Source organism: Paeniglutamicibacter psychrophenolicus (genome assembly GCF_030812255.1).
Lineage (GTDB): Bacteria > Actinomycetota > Actinomycetes > Actinomycetales > Micrococcaceae > Paeniglutamicibacter > Paeniglutamicibacter psychrophenolicus_A.
Genome location: NZ_JAUSSH010000002.1, coordinates 628948 through 645217, shown reverse-complemented (window position 1 = coordinate 645217; position 16270 = coordinate 628948). Strand labels below are relative to the sequence as shown.

Here is a 16270-nt window from a genome sequence, read left to right as displayed (position 1 = left end):
CGCAACGTCAATGCGTTGCCCCGTGGGCTCCGACGCAACTTTTCGAGGAATCCCTTGCCTTTCACCTTGGCTCACCCGGCTGCAGTCTTGCCCTTCCTGCGACAACCCTTCGTCCCCGTTGCCTTGGTCGCCGGCGCCATGGCCCCGGACGTCCCCTACTTCGCCATGGTGTCCTCCACCAGCGACGCCTGGTACGCACCCATGCTCAACGGCGCGAACTCGCACGATTTTTCCCAGATCCTGAGCGTCGGGTTGCCGCTGGCGCTGGTGCTGGCCGGTTTCCTGTGGCTCGTGGTGAAACCACTGCGTTGGGCGCTACCCGACTCGTGGGTCCCGGACAAGCCGGCGCTCAAGGGCCGTCCGCCGACCAGTGCCCGGGTTGCGTTGTGGACCTTCTATTCGCTGATGCTCGGGCTCCTCACGCACCTGGCGTGGGATTCCTTCACGCATTCCTACGGCTGGGTCGTGGAACGAGTGCCGTTGCTGGCCAGCGAGCCTGTCGCCGGAATCGCCATCTACCGGCTCCTGCAACACGGCAGCACCCTGGCCGGCTTGGTGCTCGTCGTCCTCTGGTACCTCAAACGGCAAAAAGCCTCCGGGCATCGGGGGAAGAACGGCGAACTCCAAGGCAGGAAAGTCCGCGCCCTCCTGCTGGCGCTGCTCCTGGTGGTTCCGGCCACCATTGCCGCGGTCCTCGGCCTTGATTCGAAGCCCGTCATGGAGGACGCAGCCAGTGCCGGGACGTTCCTGTGGATCGTCATTACGCGCGGAGGCGCCGCCCTGGTGGTGGCCTTGGCGGCCTACGCCGTCCTGTGGCATGCGGTGTCCGTGATCCGGAGGCTTCGCGCCGTCGCCAAGGCCCGCGACTAACCTCGCCCGGATGGTGGCGTCGTACAACTTCGGTTGCTATGTTGAGATTTACCGACGCCGGCTTCCCTGCAAAGTGGAAGACATCCTTTCTCCGGCACTTCGCCTGCTGGGTAAGGAAGTCGCCACCATGACGGATACCACCGTTTCAGCAAAAAACCTCGCGTCTGCCGTTGCCATTGCCGCCGACAACGTCCGCAATGCGGGCGGGCCCTTCGGGGCCTTGATCGTGGCCGCAGACGGATCACGTTTCGAGGGAGTCAACCGCGTCACGGCCAACAACGACCCCACTGCCCACGCCGAAGTCACCGCCATCCGCGCCGCATGTACAGCGCTAGGCACCTTCGACCTCACCGGCGCGGTCTTGTACTCCAGCTGCGAGCCCTGTCCCATGTGCCTTGCCTCGGCCCTTTGGGCCCGTGTCTCGCGTGTGGTCTTTGCCGCCGACAGGCACGAGGCGGCGGAGGCCGGCTTCGACGATGCGGCCTTCTACGAATACTTCGAGGGCAGCGAGGCCGAACGATCCCTCCTGATGCCGGTCGAACGCATGCCCGACGGCGGGTTCGACCGCCACGAACCATTCACCCTGTGGGCGGAGCTCGACACCCGCATCGAGTACTAGGCACGCCTGGTCCAACGGCCACCGCCGTGCCAAATCCACACCCTGCAAGGCGTGCAGGACGCCGATGCGGGTGTGGTGTTGAGCCTGCGACCATTCCGCGGCCGGGTCGTGTGAGTCATCGCCGAGGCGCTGGCCCCGTCGCTCCTTGAGGAACTGCTCATCGATGCCACGGGGATCCGTTTCACCCTGGCACCCATCCGCCGCGACCACATTTGTCTGGCGCTGAACGTCGCGGGCAAGGTCCCTCTGCTGGTGCCGATCGAGCAGGTGCAGGTCGGCGACGGTGTCGATGTCCAGGCCCGTGTCCAGGTCCGTGCAGCCAACGAGGTCGACCAGCTCCCGGTTGGCCCCCAGGTAGCCGCGCGCGCCGGCATCACCGGTGGCGGTTGCCGCAGCCGGGCCGAGGTGTTCCGCCGCGAAGAGCACTGGGTGCCCGCGCCGCAACGGGCCATCCCCCGAGCGGTAACCGGCCGCGGTGATCCGTCAGGGGCGGTGCGCGTCCAGGATCCTGCGGACCAGTTCGGCGCTCTGGCCGGGCTGGTCCACCAACTTCACCAGGGTTGCGGAGCCTTGCGGGACCGCCGCCGTTCCCTGTACAAGGGACGAACCCAAGCCGGTGGCCCAGTGCTCGTTCACCAGCACCGTGGTGTTCGCGTCGTTCTCCAACCCCGCCGAGACACGTCCGGCCTCGGCACCCTGGACCACCGCCACGTGGGTGCAGCCTCCGGCCAGCAACGCGTGCCGCGCGGATTCGAGCAGTGTCGCCCCGTCGGCCTTGCGCAGCAGCGCCTTGGGGCCGCGGCCCGGCCGGGTCCCGGCGCCGACCGCCAGCAGCGCGCCGGTGGTGAGGCGGTGTCTGGTCCCGGCATCCATTCAGCGGAAATTCTTGAGGGCCGTGTTGACGTCGCGCTTGTCGAAGGCCTTCGGGTCCAGCACGTCCCCGTCCTCGAGCCCGAACCACTGCCGAAGCCACTCGTAGTCCGGGTGTGCCGGGTCGTTGGACGCCTCGACCTTGCTGGCCCAGCCCCACGGGCCACCGGTGTCGTCGGCCGGCGCCATGCCGCGCCCGCCGGTGCAGGATGGAAGCGGACCGGCATCCTGCGTCTCGAGGATTTTCTCGAGGGTGATCCGGTGCTGCCAGTTGTCGCCGAAGTCGTATTCGTAGAAGAGCGATTCCTTCTCGTTCTGCAGCACCTGGGCGAGAAGCACCGTTGACTCGTCGATGTGGGCTTCTTCCCAGGGAACGGTCTCCACGTATTCGTTGGAGTAGAACGTTCCGCCCTTTCCTGGCTTCCGGAACAGGTGCAGGTGGCTGTTGTCCCAGTCGAATGAGGCCTGGATGAGGTGGTGGAATTCGTCAAGGGGTATTCCGGCCGGCACCCGCAGACGGCGCCAGATAGGCGGCGAGCTGTGCTGGATCATGACCTTGTGCTCGTAGGCCTTCTCCGCATTGGCCGGCGCCTGGGGGTATACCGGCGTCTGGTCCGGGTCGTCGGAGAACACGGCCTTCACGGCCGCCCAGAGGTGTTCCGGGACCCGCACGTGGGTATCCAGTTCCACGAACCCCAGCACCATAAGCTCGCGAAACTGGTCCAGTGCCGTCCGCGCCAGGAGGTACTCGACGGAGAGTTCCTCCTCCGGTTCCGTTTCCCCTTCCGGGGCGAGCATGTCGATCGGCAGGGGCTCGGTGCTGCAACCCATGGTCAGGGCCGTCTTGTTCACCATCCACAGCAACGGACCTGTCATCGGCGTGGCCATGACGGATTCCGCGCGGGTCCGCAGCACGCACAGCGCCAGCTTCCGGCAGGCGTCCAGCCGTTCCCGGTCCGTGGCGTCCGGGCCCAGCCCGTGCCCCTTGGCAGGCGCCGCGGTGGTCGCCCGGACCTTCAGCAGACCAGCGGCCACCAGGCCGTGCCACACCATGCCCAGCAGTGGCACCTCGTTCATGGAACGGACCGTCGCCACGGTGCCGGGAGCTTCGGCTGCCTCGCTGCCCTGATCGGTGCCGGGCATCAACGATTCGAATCCGGGCAGCACATCTTCGGTCTTTCGCGGCTTCTTCGTGGCTCCGGCACCGCGGGCCGCGACACCCACGCAAGCGGCCGCGGCCTCAATGTCACCGAGCTTCAGCGTCCCTGTTGCCGTGACGGGTTTGCCGGTGTCGATCCATTCGAGCAGCGCCGTGGCATGGCGCAACAGCGGCATGGCGTCGAAGGCCGCCAGCTCGGCGGACCGGGGAATCACCGGGATCGTGATCTCCGGCAATTCCGGCATGGGAACCTCGTCCCCGATCCCGAAGAGGTAGTCCAGGTCGTTGAAGTCGTCTTGGGTGCCGGTCCACAGCTCGTTCTGACCGAGGAATTCGAGGTAGAGATGGAAATCTTCGAGGACCTGAAAGATGTCATCGCCCGACTCCGCCTCCAGTTTTCCCAGAACCGCGACGGCGTCTTCCGACGTCAACGCAGTGATGCTTGGCTTGGCTGCAACTTCGCGGAATTCCACCAGGACCAAGCGGATGGTTTCCAGACAGTCCAGTGCGTCTTCATCCGACCCGCAGCTTACTTCGAACCACTCCAGGAACCGTGGAAGCAGGGGCGCCAGCAGCTGATCGACCTCCAGCGCGGCGGGTGAGAGCACGGCCCTCGGCCCGGTGGACGCGCCCAATCTCGTGCCGAGGTGCGGGGACTGCTGCGTGCCGCTCGTGCCGTTCATGGCCATGGAACTCCGAATCAGGGTTTGGGGCTGGGACTTCGTGGACAACGATATGCGCGTGGCCCGACTGCCGCAATTTGGCGCTGCGCCGCGAAGCGGTTGCATCGGGTGCGGTGCCCTCGACGCCGGGACCGGGTTCATGACGTGGCAACGCCCAAAAGACCATCCCTGCCCACAATCCATCATCTGGCGCCGGTAATTAGCCGGTGGCGGGCAGTGCCGGATCGCGTAGTTCGTGCACCGTTCCGTTCTGGAACCTACCCAAGGACGCCCTGGAACCGGCTGAGCCGCTCGTTGATTTCCGCGAGGTCGAATTTCTCGGGGTCCAGGGTCTCGCCTTCTTCCATCCCCATCCAGTCCATGCGGTCCTCGTGTGCGGGGTGCGCCGGGTCGTTGACGGCATCGAGCAGGTTGATCCATCCCCACGCGCCGCCGCAATCCTCTTCGGGAGCCATCCGTTGTCCATCGATACAGCGGGGAAACTCCCCGGCGTCCTTGGGCGACAGGGTCTTTTCCAGCGTGACCAGGTGTCGCCACGAATCACCGAAGTCGTAGGTGTACTCGAGCTTCGAGCCCTTCCGCTTGAAAACCTCCGAGAGCGCAACGGTGTTCTCGTCAACGTCGCGGTTCTCGCCGGGGTACGGCTCAAACGGGCTGGGGCTGGAGTACGAGGTTCCGTTCCTGCCACCCTTTTGGAACCGGTGCATATGGCTGTTGTCCCACTCGAAGGCGCGCTGGATGATGTCGTGGAGGTCCCGGAGGCTTGCGCCGTTGGGGACCAGGACCGTGCGCCAGATCGGGGGCGTGAGGTCCTGGAGTTCGACCCGCAATTGGTGGATCGCGGTGGTCTCGACCGGCGGCGTGTCCCGCCGCAGCTCGATCTCATGTTCCCCCGCCGCCGCCGGAAAACCGTTGACTTCGTCAAGTTCGTCGAAGTCCTCGGGCATCCCCGCAAAGACGGTCTTGACGATTTGCCGCAAATGCCTCGGAACACGCACATGGGTGTCAATTGACACCAGGCCCAGCTTTTCCAGCTCCCTGAACATCCCGAGAGCAGCATTGGCCATGGCATTTGCAAGGTAGGCCTCGTCGTCCGGCTCGAGGTCCTCGTCGAGGTCAAAACGATCGACCGGCATGGGCTCGGAGCTGCAGCCGATGGTGAACACCGCCTTGTGCATCATCCACAACGCGGAGCCGAACGGTCCCACGTCCAGGATCTCGTCTTCCAGCCCCTGCAGGGTGATGGTCGCCAGGTCCCGGTAGGTTTCCAGTTTCCGGGAGTCATTAGCGCCGGGTTCGAAGCCGGTCCCCGCCAGAGGCACCACTTTGGTGGCTCGCACGTCGATCAGCTCGGCATCCAGAAGGCTGTTCCACAGCATCGCCAACTCCGGCACGTCGTTCATGCTCCGAACCACTAAAACGGGCTCATCCACCTCTTCAAGGTTCGGCATGTCCAGCCCCGGCAATGCCTCGGCATTGCGCCGCGGCGCCTGCCGCTGGCCGCGTGCCTTGACCCCGACACAGGCTGCCGCCGCTTCGATGTCCGCCAACCGCAGCACCCCCGTCGAGGTCACGGACTTGCCCGTGCCGACCCATTCGAGCAGTGCCGAGGTCCGCGAGATCAGCGGCATGGCCTCGAACGCCGCCAGTTCCTGATCAAGCGGGATCTCCGGGACCAGAATCTCGGGAAGATCGGGGAAGGGGATCTCGGAGCCACCGCCCACAAGGTCGTGCACCGCGGCAAGTTCCCCCTCGGTTCCGGTCCACAAGTCGTTTTCATCCAGGAAGTCCACGTAAACGTGCAAGGCATCGATCAACAATTCCACGTCGTCGCCGAACACCTCTTCAAGGGCTTCGAACGCATGAACCGCGTCCTCAAGGGTGAACGAGGTGGCGCTTGAGGCGGGGGCCGCCTGCAACAGCTCGCCGAGCACCACGCCGACGACCTTCAGGCAGCCCCGCGCGTCCTCCTCCGGCCCTTCCACTTCCTTGAACCATTCAATGAATCCCGGCGTCAAGAGGGCCAAAAGCTTTTCGGCCCGGAATGCTCCCAACGACACGGCGGAGCCGCGGCGCGAACCCGCTGTCCCGGAACCGGAGGCCTTCTTGTTGCGCGGCTTCTGGTTCTTGCCCGGCCTGCTGTTCTTCTTCTTGGACATGGGACTCCGTCGATCGGTGGAAACGGTCAAGCTGCTCAAACCAACGATATTCCGGGCACCGCACCGCAGCAAACCTCGGGCACGGCATGCCGGGGCCTCTGCCCTCCTGAGGCAACGGATAGGCGCAGGGGAAGCCGAACACAATCGGGCCGGGTTGGTTTCACGTGAAACCAACCCGGCCCGATTGTTTTGAAAGGGATCCTCGTCTACGGCTCGGAAATGAACCCGTTCTGGACCATCCACTCGAAGGCGACGTCCGCGGGTTCGCGCCCCTTGACGTCGACCTCGAGGTTCATGCCCTGCAGCGCATCGTCGGTCAGCAACGGGGCGATATCGGCGAAGACCTTCTCGATGCCCGGGTACTTCTCGGCGAACTTCCCGTAGAACACGGGTGCCACGTTGTAGGCGGGGAAGTATCCCAGGTCGTCTTCCAGGACCGTCAGGTCCAGTGCCTTGATGCGGCCATCGGTCGTGAAGACCTCGCCGAAGTTGCAGGCACCTTCGTCGGTTGCGCTGTAGATGGCACCGGTGTCGTAGAGCCCGACGTTCGTGTCGGGAACGGAAGCGGGATTGCCGCGCTCGAGCCCGTAGAGCTCCAGCATCGGGTTCAGCCCGTCGGAGCGCGAGTTGAACTCCGCGTCGACGCAAAACGTGAGGTCCTTGGGCGACAGGTCCTTGAGCTGGGACAGCTTGGAGATCCCGCCCAGGTCCTCGACGGCTTCGCTGCGCACGGCCATGGCGTAGGTGTTGTTCATCGGTGCGGGCGCGCCCCAAAGGATCCCGTTGCCCAGGTCCTGGTCGTGCACCGACTGCCACATCTTGGCCTGGTTGGCGATGCCGTCCTCGTGTCCCAGGTAGGTCATCCAGGCGGTGCCGGTGTAGTCCCACATCATGGTCGCCTGGCCCGAATGGATCAGTTCCCGGGCCGGCTGGCTGCCGGGAACGTTCGTCAGGTCGTTGACCTTGAATCCTGCGGCCTGTCCGGCCAGCACGGCGATCTTGCCCAGGATCAGCTGTTCGGTGAACGCCTTGCTGGTCACGGTCATGGTCGCGTCCTGCGGCAGGTCCGGAAGCGCGCTGATGCTGCCCGGACCGGCGGGCGGCACATACGAGGCCGCGGAGGAAAGCCCGCATCCGGTCAGCAGCACGCCGGCCGCGGCCAGGAGTGCCGTCGATTTAATCCATTTTGCCTTCTTCATGCCTAAAGTCCTTTCGGCCGGGCCAGCTGTTCAACGACGCGGCCAAGCCAGTCGATGAGCAGCGCCAGCAATGCCACCAGCAGGGAACCGGCAACCAGCACCACCGTGAGGTTCAGGTTCACGCCGGTGGTGATCAGGATGCCCAGCCCGCCGCCGTTGATGAAGGCGGCCAGGGTCGCGGTGCCAACCAGCAGCACCAGGGCGGTCCGGATGCCCGAAAGCATCACCGGGACGGCCAGCGGGAGCTCGACCCTGAAGAGGACGGCCATGGAGCTCATGCCCATGCCGCGGCCGGCCTCGACGAGACGTTCGTCGACCTGCTTAAGCCCCACCATGGTGTTGGTCAGCACCGGCAGGATCGCATAGAGCACCAGCGCCACCACGGATGCCCAATAGCCAAAGCCCAGCCAGAACGCCAGCAGGACGACCAGTCCGATGGCCGGGGCCGCTTGTCCGATGTTGGCCACGGCCATCACCGGGTTGGTGAAGCGGCGCATGGAGGGCCGGGTGAGCACGATGCCCAGCGGGATCGCGATGACCAGGACGATCAGGGCGGCGACGACCGTGAGGTTCAGGTGCTCGACGGTGTAGCCCCAGAGGACCGACGGGGCCAGCGTGGTGCGCTCGGTGGCGCTCAGGTTGGCGTTGGCCAGCCACATGGCCACTGCGGCCAGCGCCGCCAGGATTCCGAGCAGTTGCAGGGCCAGCACCCGCCAGGGGTGCTCGACGGGAACGCTGGGCTCGGTGATTTGTGCCAGATTGGATCCAGCGGCGAGCGTGCTCATCGTGGTTCCTCCGTGCCCTGCGGTTCATCCGGGGCCGCACCGTGAAGCGCGGATTCGGCGGCGACGGCGTTTTCCACCGCGAGTGCCGGGATGGCCCCGGAGTTCAGCCCGACGGGGGCATCGCCGGCGGCCGACTCAGCATCGGCGTTGGCCTGGGAGATCGCCTCCATGATGGTCTTCACGTTGATCACGCCGCGGAACACGTCGCGGCGTCCGGTGACCACCGCGGTTTCCGAGCTGGCGACCAGCATGGTGTCCAGCGCGTCGTTCAACGTGGCCTGGTCGCCGACCGAGGGCATCGACTCGTCGATGGTGTCGTCGACCAGCTGCAGGCGCGAGAGCTGGCGGCGGGTCAGGCGACGCACCGGTCGGCGGCGCGAATCCAGGATCACGGCATGGGAGGCGCCGGCACCCTGGAGGCGGGAGAGCACGTCGCTGGCCAGCTCGCCGGCGGTGGCGGTGATGGCGTCCATGAGCTCGACCTGGTTCACGCGGGTGAGGGTGAGCTGCTTGAGGCCCGCGCCGGAGCCGATGAAGTTCTCCACGAACTCGTTGGCGGGGTTGGCCAGGATCCGTTCGGGGGAATCGTACTGGACCAGCTGGGCACCCTCGTCGAAGACGGCGATCCAGTCGCCGAGCTTCACCGCCTCGTCGAAGTCGTGGGTGACCATCACGATGGTCTTCTGCACCTCGGACTGGATGTTCAGCAGTTCGTCCTGCAGGCGCTGGCGGGTGATCGGGTCCACCGCGCCGAAGGGCTCGTCCATGAGCAGCACCGGCGGATCGGCGGCCAGCGCCCGGGCCACGCCCACGCGCTGTTGCTGCCCGCCGGAGAGTTCCTTCGGGTAGCGGTCGCGGTAGACGGCCGGGTCCAGCGAGACCAGTTCGAGCAGCTCGTCGATGCGGGCGGCGATCTTGTCCTTCTTCCAGCCCAGCATCTTCGGGACGATCGCGATGTTGGCTGCAACCGTCATGTGCGGGAAGAGGCCGCCGGCCTGGATGACGTAGCCGATGCGGCGGCGCAGGGTGTCGCCGTCCATCTTGGTGACGTCCTCGTCGTTGATGACGATCTTGCCGCCGGTGGGTTCGATCAGGCGGTTGATCATTTTCAGCGTCGTCGTCTTGCCGCAGCCCGAGGGGCCGACGAACATGACGATGCTTCCGGCGGGAATTTCCAGGGTGAGTCCGCCGACAGCCGGCTTGGTTTGGCCGGGGTATTGCTTGGTGACTTCGTCAAGCAAGATGGATGCGCCAGTGATGGCGTCAGAGGATTCAGACACGGATACCTCGCGGGGTGGTAAGTCGGCCGACGCCGAGCAGAATGAGATCAATAATGAAGGCCAGGATGACCACGCCGATGACACCGACGAGCACGGATTCCAGGGACCTGGCACCGCCCAGGCGGGAGAGTCCGGAGAAGATGAATCCGCCGAGGCCGGGGCCCAGGGCATATGCGGCAATGGCGGCCACACCCATGACCATCTGGGCCGATACCCGGATTCCCGACAGGATAACGGGCCACGCCATGGGAAGTTCGATGGTGGCCAGGGTGCGCATGCGGCTCATGCCAATGCCGCGGGCGGACTCGACGACGGAGGGGGAAATCCCGGCCAGGCCGACGATGGCGTTTCGCACGATGGGCAGCGCGGCAAAAAAGGTGACCACGAAGACGGCCGGGGTGACGCCAAACCCGATGGGTGCGATCAGCAAGCCGATCGCGGCGAAGGATGGAACCGTCAGGCCGATGGCAGAGACACCGTTGGCCAGGGAGGATAGAGACTTATTACGGTAAACCAGCGCCGCGATGACCACGGCGATAATCGTTGCGAGGATCAGACACTGCGCAACGAGCGAGAAATGCTGCCATGAGGCAAACAATATTTGGCGGTACCTTTCGCCAATAAATTCAAACACATCAAAACCTGCTTCACTTTGGTTACGTAGCCTGCTCTCGTCGGCCCGAACGACCTTGGATACCTAGCAAACATACGTGAATCATGGCCTCGTATCTACTTGAGAGGTGCCGTTCGGCGGCATTTTGATTACTCTGGAATTCGCGGATTTTTGTTGAATGTTTCCGTTGATCACCGCATTTAGATCGATGCCGGATAGCAACAAGGAGCGCCTGGAGATCCTTGCCTACGTTGGGCAGATAATCGATTTGGGCCTTCGGGGCACTCCTTCCGCAGCTCCCCGTTTCGGGCGGCGTCCCCAAGCTGCGGGGCAGACGCTTTTTGGCTCCCGATTCCACGCATCGACAGTAACGAGCTTCACACCAAAACGCGGGTGATCCACACCTTTCCGGCACCTGAACGGAGCAATTTTGGGCCGTGTCGCTGTTTTCTGCACCCCAATCGCTCCAATTGGCCTGTGTTTACGCGAATTATTGCCGCGACCCCGGCATTCCGGTGCAGGAACGGGGGTCCGGGGATCGGCCCGACCCGCCCCAGGGACGGTTCCGTGTCCGGTTGCCGCGCACTGCCTTTCCAGCACCCGACCACCCCGGATTCACCAGGCTTCGCTTACGCGAAATTGGTGTCGGTGCGCCCGACGGACAAGGTTCCCGGGCACCAAATGCCTTGATCCCGGGCAACACATCCCCGACTCCATTTGGTTCAATCCAGGCCACGTTGGGATGGCCACCTTCGGGCAAACCCGCAACGATTCCTGTCGGTTCAATATGGACGTTTCACGGCTCAATTCAGGGCATCTGAATGATCGAGAATATCGTTCATTTCGGTGCATGAATGTTCATACTCATTCGACGAGTTTTCGGCCCCCGGATGATCCCGAAAAGCTGGCTGGGTGGATCACCCGGCTTCGATGGAAGTTGCCTGTGGATCGTGGGCATGAGGTGACGATTCCTGAAACGCCCTTGCCGGGGCACAGCCGGCTCCCCGGCTTCCCACGACGCAGTGTTTTCCCCCGGATGGCTCCCCTGCCATCACGTTCAGGCCAACCCTGCAGCGTTCCTGGCGAATCCGGCGACGCTCGGTCATGCCTGCATCGTGGGGCGCATTGACGGTATTTTCCAGACCGTGTTAGACATGAGACCTATGTGCCCGCCATTTGCGCACTTCATCGGGCACTTCGCCGCTGGACCTCTTTATAAGGAAATAGCCGTGGAAAACCTCACCCCCTCAAATTCGAAGCTCTCCACGTTGCACAACCACCGTTCGGCAAGTCCCACCACCGAGGGACGTGCCACCGCCAACAAGCGATTCCAGTCGGTTTGCCCGGCAGCAGACGGCCAAAGTGCCGTTTCCCTCGTCCGAGTCTCCCTTTAATGCCGGCCCACGAGGTGCGCCCAACCCCGGTACGCACCGCCATTACCCACACCCGGGTCCTCGATGGCACCGGCAACCCCGAATACCTGGGCGACATCGTGCTGGAGTCAGGGATCATTGCGGGCATATTCCCGGCAGGATCATTCAAGGACGACGGAGCCACCGTTCTCATTGACGGAGCCGGGCTGGTGGCCTGCCCCGGATTCATCGACCTGCGAGGTTCCTCGGACACCGCCCCGCTGACGGACCCGGCACGTCACTCGGCACTCACCCAGGGCGTCACCACCGAGGTTCTTGGCCAAGCCGGGGCAAACTGCGCCCCGCTCACCGATGCTTCGGCATCGCTACTGCGCCACCACTTGGCCGGCATGGACCAGGACTGGGCGGACCGCGACGTGGAGTGGCGCACCGTTGGCCAATACCTCGACCATCTCGATTCCGGCACCGGCACGAACACCGCCTACCTGGTGCCAAGGAACGCCGTGCGCAACCTGGCCACGGGAAGCCCGGCGGATGCGCCCGGCGCGCAGCAGCTCGTCGCAGAGGTCAAGGCCATGGCCGATGCCCTGGAACAAGGCGCCGTGGGCCTGTCGTCTTCCGCTCCGGTTGCTACGGCAACACCGGCAGAGACCGCCGAACTGGAGGCGCTGTGCGCTGCGGTTGGCGCCTACGGCGGGTACTGGGCGCCGACCCTGGATTCCTTGGCCGGTCCCGTCACCGAGTCCGCCACCCGGTCCGTTGGGTTGGCCGCCAAGACCGGTGTGCCGGTGCACCTGACGCACCTTGCCGCGGACAGTGCAGGGGCTGCAGGCCTGTTGACCGTACTTGACCGGGCCCTCAAGGCGGGGGTTGACCTGTCCTGCGATTCCCACCCGTACCTCGAGAACCCCGGCATGCTGGCCTCGCTGCTGCCCGGCTGGGCCCGGGACGGGCAAGACGAAGATGTCCTGGCACGGCTCGATGACCCCGAGACTGTTGCGCGGATCAGCTCCGATATGGAAGCCTCGGACGTCGACTGGGATGCGCTCACCATTGCCTTCGTGGGCTCCGGGCAGCTTGCGATGCTGGTGGGCCAGAGCATTGCGCGCATCGCAGCGATCCAGTCATCGGATCCGGTCACCACCCTGGTGCGGATCCTGCACACGGATTCGCTGGCCACCGGCGTCCTGTACGCCGCGGGCACCGAGGAAGACCTTCGGGCCATCCTGGTCCACCGCACGCACACCGGTGCCGGCGTCGGCTTCGGCTCGGACACCGCCGGGCATCCCGGGGTGTGGGGAAGTTTTCCACGCTTTGTCGGCGGCCTCTCCCGCGAGGCCAAGGCCATGGACCTTCCCGCGGTCATCCACCAGCTGACCGGCCGTCCGGCCCGGCGCCTGCGCCTGTCCAACCGCGGGGTGCTGGCGGTCGGAAACGCCGCCGATGTGCTCGTCTTCGACCCGGATGCCATTATTGACATGGCCACCTTTGCCGATCCACGGCAACCGGCGGCAGGAATCAACCACGTGTTCGTCAACGGCGTGCCCGCCGTTTCCGAGCACCAACCCACTTCGGCCTTGGCCGGCCGCGCCTTGCGCCGCGGCCCGGAAGGAACCACGCAATTCATATGAACACTCCGGAAATGATCGGGCTGCTCCACCGGGACAAGACCCTGGCGGTGGTGCGAACCGAGGCCATCAGCGACGCCGCCGCACTCTGCGGCGCGCTGGTCGCCGGGGGCATCAACGCGGTCGAATTCACCTTCACGACCCCCGACATGCTCACCCACCTGGCCCGGGCAGCCGAGAACGCCGAAATGCACGGCGCCATCGTCGGAGCCGGCACCGTGCTGCACGCCGACCAGGCGCGGGCCGCCATCGACGCGGGGGCACGGTTCATCATCGCCCCCGGCATCCGCCCGGAGGTGGCGGAGATTGCCGCGCAGGCCGGGATCCCCTTCTGTCTGGGCGCCATGACCCCCACCGAGGTCGCAATGGCCCTTGACCTTGGCAGCGCCATGGTCAAGATCTTCCCCGCCGCAACGATGGGCTCGCGCTACCTGTTGGATCTGCAGGAACCGTACCCCGGGGTGCGGCTGCTGCCCACCGGAGGCATCACCCTGGCCAACGCCAACGAGTTCCTCGACGCCGGGGCGCTGGCCGTATGCGTCGACTCCGCAGTCCTTCCCGGGGCCCTGGTGGCGGCCGGCCAGTACGAGGCCATCACCGGGCTCGCCGCCGAATTCACCGCGGCACTGCACTAGGATCGCTGCTTCCGGCGGATGACAAGGTGCGTCACAGGTGGCGGCGGGCGGTTGCAGGTGTGATGGGATAGGCCCATGAAACTTGCTACCCTGCGCCGGCCGGGCGCCACCGACCAGACCTTTGCCGCGCTCATTGAGGGAGATGCCGCGTTCGAGCTTTCGGGCTTCGACGACGTCGGGGCATTCCTGGGCGCACCGGAGGAAGCCCGTCTTGATTCGTTGGATTCCGCCGTCGATTTCGGTACCGCGATTCCGCTGTCGGAGGCCGACTACGCCCCGCTGATCGTGAACCCCGCCAAGGTCTACTGCATCGGGTTGAACTACCGGAACCACATCGCCGAGGTCAGCAAGGAGGAACCGCAGTTCCCCACGATCTTCACCAAGTTCGCGTCCTCGCTGACCGGTGCCAACGACGGAATCGAGATCCCGGCCGAGGACCACCGCATCGACTGGGAGGGCGAGCTGGCGGTCATCATCGGCGAGCCCGGGCGGCGCATCGCCGAGGCCGATGCGCACAAGCACATCGCCGGCTACGCGGTCTCCAACGACGTGTCCATGCGCGGGTACCAGGGGCGCACCACCGAGTGGACGCAGGGCAAGTGCTGGGATGCGGCCTCGCCGCTGGGCCCCTGGCTGGTCAGTGCCGGGGACTTCGCCAATGGCGCGAAGATCACCACGCGCGTGAACGGCGAGGTTGTCCAGGAGGATTCGACCGCCGATCTGGTCTTCTCCCCCGCCGCGCTGGTGGCCTACCTGTCGGTGTTCAACGAGCTGCGCCCGGGCGACGTGATCCTCACCGGGACCCCGGCCGGCGTGGCCCTGGGCCGGCGCAACGAGGCCGGACGCCACCCGTGGCTGAAGGCCGGGGACGTGCTGGAAACCTCCATCGAATCCCTGGGCACCAGCCGCAACGTCTTCAGCTAGTTCCGGACGGCGCGGCCGCAAATCTTGGGCCACGCCGTCCGGAACGCGTAACACCGCATGGATTCCCGGGCCGCGGATCGTAGGCTAAGGCCCATGACCTTTACGACTTGCGACCTCTTTGACGCCGACGAATCCCTGCAATCGGTGTCCCTGCCATTTGAAAACCTCGGCGCGCACCCGCGCTTCAGCGGACCGGTCCGCACGGTCCGCTGCTACCGCGACAACGGCCTGGTCAAGTCGCTGCTCAACTCCCCCGGCGACGGAGCGGTGCTGGTGGTTGACGGTGCCGGATCCCTGGAATCCGCCCTTATGGGCGACATGATTGCCGCCGCCGCTGTCACCAACGGCTGGGCCGGGGTCGTGATCTTCGGGGCAATCCGCGACCGCGTGGCCCTGGCGGGCACCGCGCTGGGCATCAAGGCCCTGGGCTCGAACCCGCGCAAGAGCGCCAAGGACTCCGTCGGGGCGGTGGACATCCCCGTTCAATTCGGCGGGGCCACCTTCACCCCGGGAGCCACCCTGTATTCCGACGAAGACGGAATCCTCGTCACCGGCTGACCAGGTTCGGGGCGTCGCATCCCGGCAGCCGGTTCCCCTTGCCGAGACGGCGACCGGGCGTTGACGGTGGATCGGTGTGTGGCAACCGCCCCGATTATTCCCGGCTATGCCCTCCGGGCAATCCAACGCCCGTACCCGGCCGCGGCCATGGTTCTTCGGTAGGCTCAAGCACAAGGGCAAAGCCGGAACATGCGCTTCGCTGTCCACGAACGGAAGAAGCAGGTCAAACATGAAGATCACGATCATTGGCGGCCACGGCAAGGTCGCATTGCTGGCAGCCACCGAGCTGGCACGGCGCGGGGACTCCGTCACCTCGATCATCCGCAACCCGGACCACGTCGCCGATATCGCCGCCACGGGCGCAACAGCCCTGGTGCTGGATGTCGAAAGCGCCTCGGCCGCCGAGATGGCCGAGGCATTCAAGGGCTCCGACGCGATTGTCTGGTCCGCGGGGGCCGGCGGCGGAAACCCCGACCGCACCTACGCGGTTGACCGCGACGCGGCCATCCGCTCCATGATCGCGGCCGAGCTCGCCGGCATCGCGCGCTACGTGATGGTCTCCTTCCTCACCGCCGACACCGAACACCTGGTGCCGCTCGATGACCCGTTCTACCCGTACATGGCCGCCAAGATCGCCGCCGATGAGCATCTGCGCGCGAGTTCGCTGGACTACACGATCCTGGGCCCCGGGGCACTGACCCTGGCCGACCCCACCGGGCTGCTGAACCAGGACCCGGACCCGGCATCCGACACCTCGACCTCCCGGTCCAACACCGCCCTGGCCATCGTGGCCGCCCTGGACGAACCGGCAAGCATCTGCAAGACCATCAACTTCACCGACGGTACCGTCCCGGTCGCCGAGGTCGTCGCCCGGGCCTAGTGCCTCGTCTGCCGCGCCCGGTTCATTGACAGGCG

Annotated in this window: 14 protein-coding genes; 7 read left to right on the top strand and 7 right to left on the bottom strand. The window is 65.5% G+C overall.

Annotated elements, in window-relative coordinates; genetic code table 11:
- Positions 1–15 precede the first annotated feature (15 nt).
- Positions 16–870 carry a DUF4184 family protein gene (locus tag J2T21_RS05985; protein ID WP_307579461.1) on the top strand — a complete coding sequence of 285 codons (855 nt, stop codon included), beginning with the start codon at positions 16–18 and terminating at the stop codon, positions 868–870.
- A gap of 127 nt (positions 871–997) precedes the next feature.
- Positions 998–1489, top strand: coding sequence for a nucleoside deaminase (locus J2T21_RS05980; protein ID WP_307579459.1), 492 nt, complete (start codon positions 998–1000; stop codon positions 1487–1489).
- A 483-nt stretch (positions 1490–1972) separates the two neighbouring features.
- Here J2T21_RS05980 and J2T21_RS05975 read toward each other — a convergent pair whose 3' ends face one another.
- From J2T21_RS05975 to J2T21_RS05945, 7 genes are all read right to left on the bottom strand, one after another.
- The gene (locus J2T21_RS05975; protein WP_307579456.1) at positions 1973–2362 is read right to left on the bottom strand and encodes a nucleotidyltransferase family protein; all 390 of its coding nucleotides are present in this window, start codon (positions 2360–2362) and stop codon (positions 1973–1975) included.
- Positions 2363–4201: a plasmid pRiA4b ORF-3 family protein gene (locus J2T21_RS05970; protein ID WP_307579454.1), complete on the bottom strand. Its 1839-nt coding sequence runs from the start codon at positions 4199–4201 to the stop codon at positions 2363–2365.
- A 257-nt stretch (positions 4202–4458) separates the two neighbouring features.
- Positions 4459–6360: an IS1096 element passenger TnpR family protein gene (locus J2T21_RS05965; RefSeq protein WP_307579452.1), complete on the bottom strand. Its 1902-nt coding sequence runs from the start codon at positions 6358–6360 to the stop codon at positions 4459–4461.
- Between the two features lie 206 nt (positions 6361–6566).
- Positions 6567–7559: a glycine betaine ABC transporter substrate-binding protein gene (locus tag J2T21_RS05960; RefSeq protein ID WP_307579450.1), complete on the bottom strand. Its 993-nt coding sequence runs from the start codon at positions 7557–7559 to the stop codon at positions 6567–6569.
- Between the two features lie 2 nt (positions 7560–7561).
- Positions 7562–8344 (bottom strand): ABC transporter permease, encoded by a 783-nt coding sequence (locus tag J2T21_RS05955; RefSeq protein WP_373457895.1) that lies wholly within the window; start codon positions 8342–8344, stop codon positions 7562–7564.
- Positions 8341–9624: an ABC transporter ATP-binding protein gene (locus J2T21_RS05950; protein WP_307579448.1), complete on the bottom strand. Its 1284-nt coding sequence runs from the start codon at positions 9622–9624 to the stop codon at positions 8341–8343. Before J2T21_RS05950 ends, J2T21_RS05955 begins: the two co-directional genes overlap by 4 nt.
- The gene (locus J2T21_RS05945) at positions 9617–10258 is read right to left on the bottom strand and encodes an ABC transporter permease (protein ID WP_307579446.1); all 642 of its coding nucleotides are present in this window, start codon (positions 10256–10258) and stop codon (positions 9617–9619) included. The genes J2T21_RS05950 and J2T21_RS05945 overlap by 8 nt, the downstream gene beginning before the upstream one ends.
- A gap of 1372 nt (positions 10259–11630) precedes the next feature.
- On the opposite strand from J2T21_RS05945, the gene J2T21_RS05940 reads away from it, so the two are divergent.
- The 5 genes from J2T21_RS05940 to J2T21_RS05920 all read left to right on the top strand — a co-directional run bounded on the left by J2T21_RS05940 (position 11631) and on the right by J2T21_RS05920 (position 16235).
- Positions 11631–13241 (top strand): N-acyl-D-amino-acid deacylase family protein, encoded by a 1611-nt coding sequence (locus J2T21_RS05940; protein WP_307579444.1) that lies wholly within the window; start codon positions 11631–11633, stop codon positions 13239–13241.
- Complete coding sequence (locus J2T21_RS05935) at positions 13238–13873, top strand: bifunctional 4-hydroxy-2-oxoglutarate aldolase/2-dehydro-3-deoxy-phosphogluconate aldolase (RefSeq protein WP_307579441.1); 636 nt, start codon at positions 13238–13240, stop codon at positions 13871–13873. Before J2T21_RS05940 ends, J2T21_RS05935 begins: the two co-directional genes overlap by 4 nt.
- Before the next feature lie 75 nt (positions 13874–13948).
- On the top strand, positions 13949–14797 hold the full coding sequence (locus J2T21_RS05930) for a fumarylacetoacetate hydrolase family protein (protein WP_307579439.1): 849 nt from the start codon (positions 13949–13951) through the stop codon (positions 14795–14797).
- A 93-nt stretch (positions 14798–14890) separates the two neighbouring features.
- A complete protein-coding gene (gene rraA, locus J2T21_RS05925; RefSeq protein ID WP_071214081.1) occupies positions 14891–15355 on the top strand; it encodes a ribonuclease E activity regulator RraA in 465 nt (154 codons plus the stop codon).
- A 229-nt stretch (positions 15356–15584) separates the two neighbouring features.
- A complete protein-coding gene (locus J2T21_RS05920; protein ID WP_307579435.1) occupies positions 15585–16235 on the top strand; it encodes an NAD(P)H-binding protein in 651 nt (216 codons plus the stop codon).
- Positions 16236–16270: the final 35 nt, after the last annotated feature.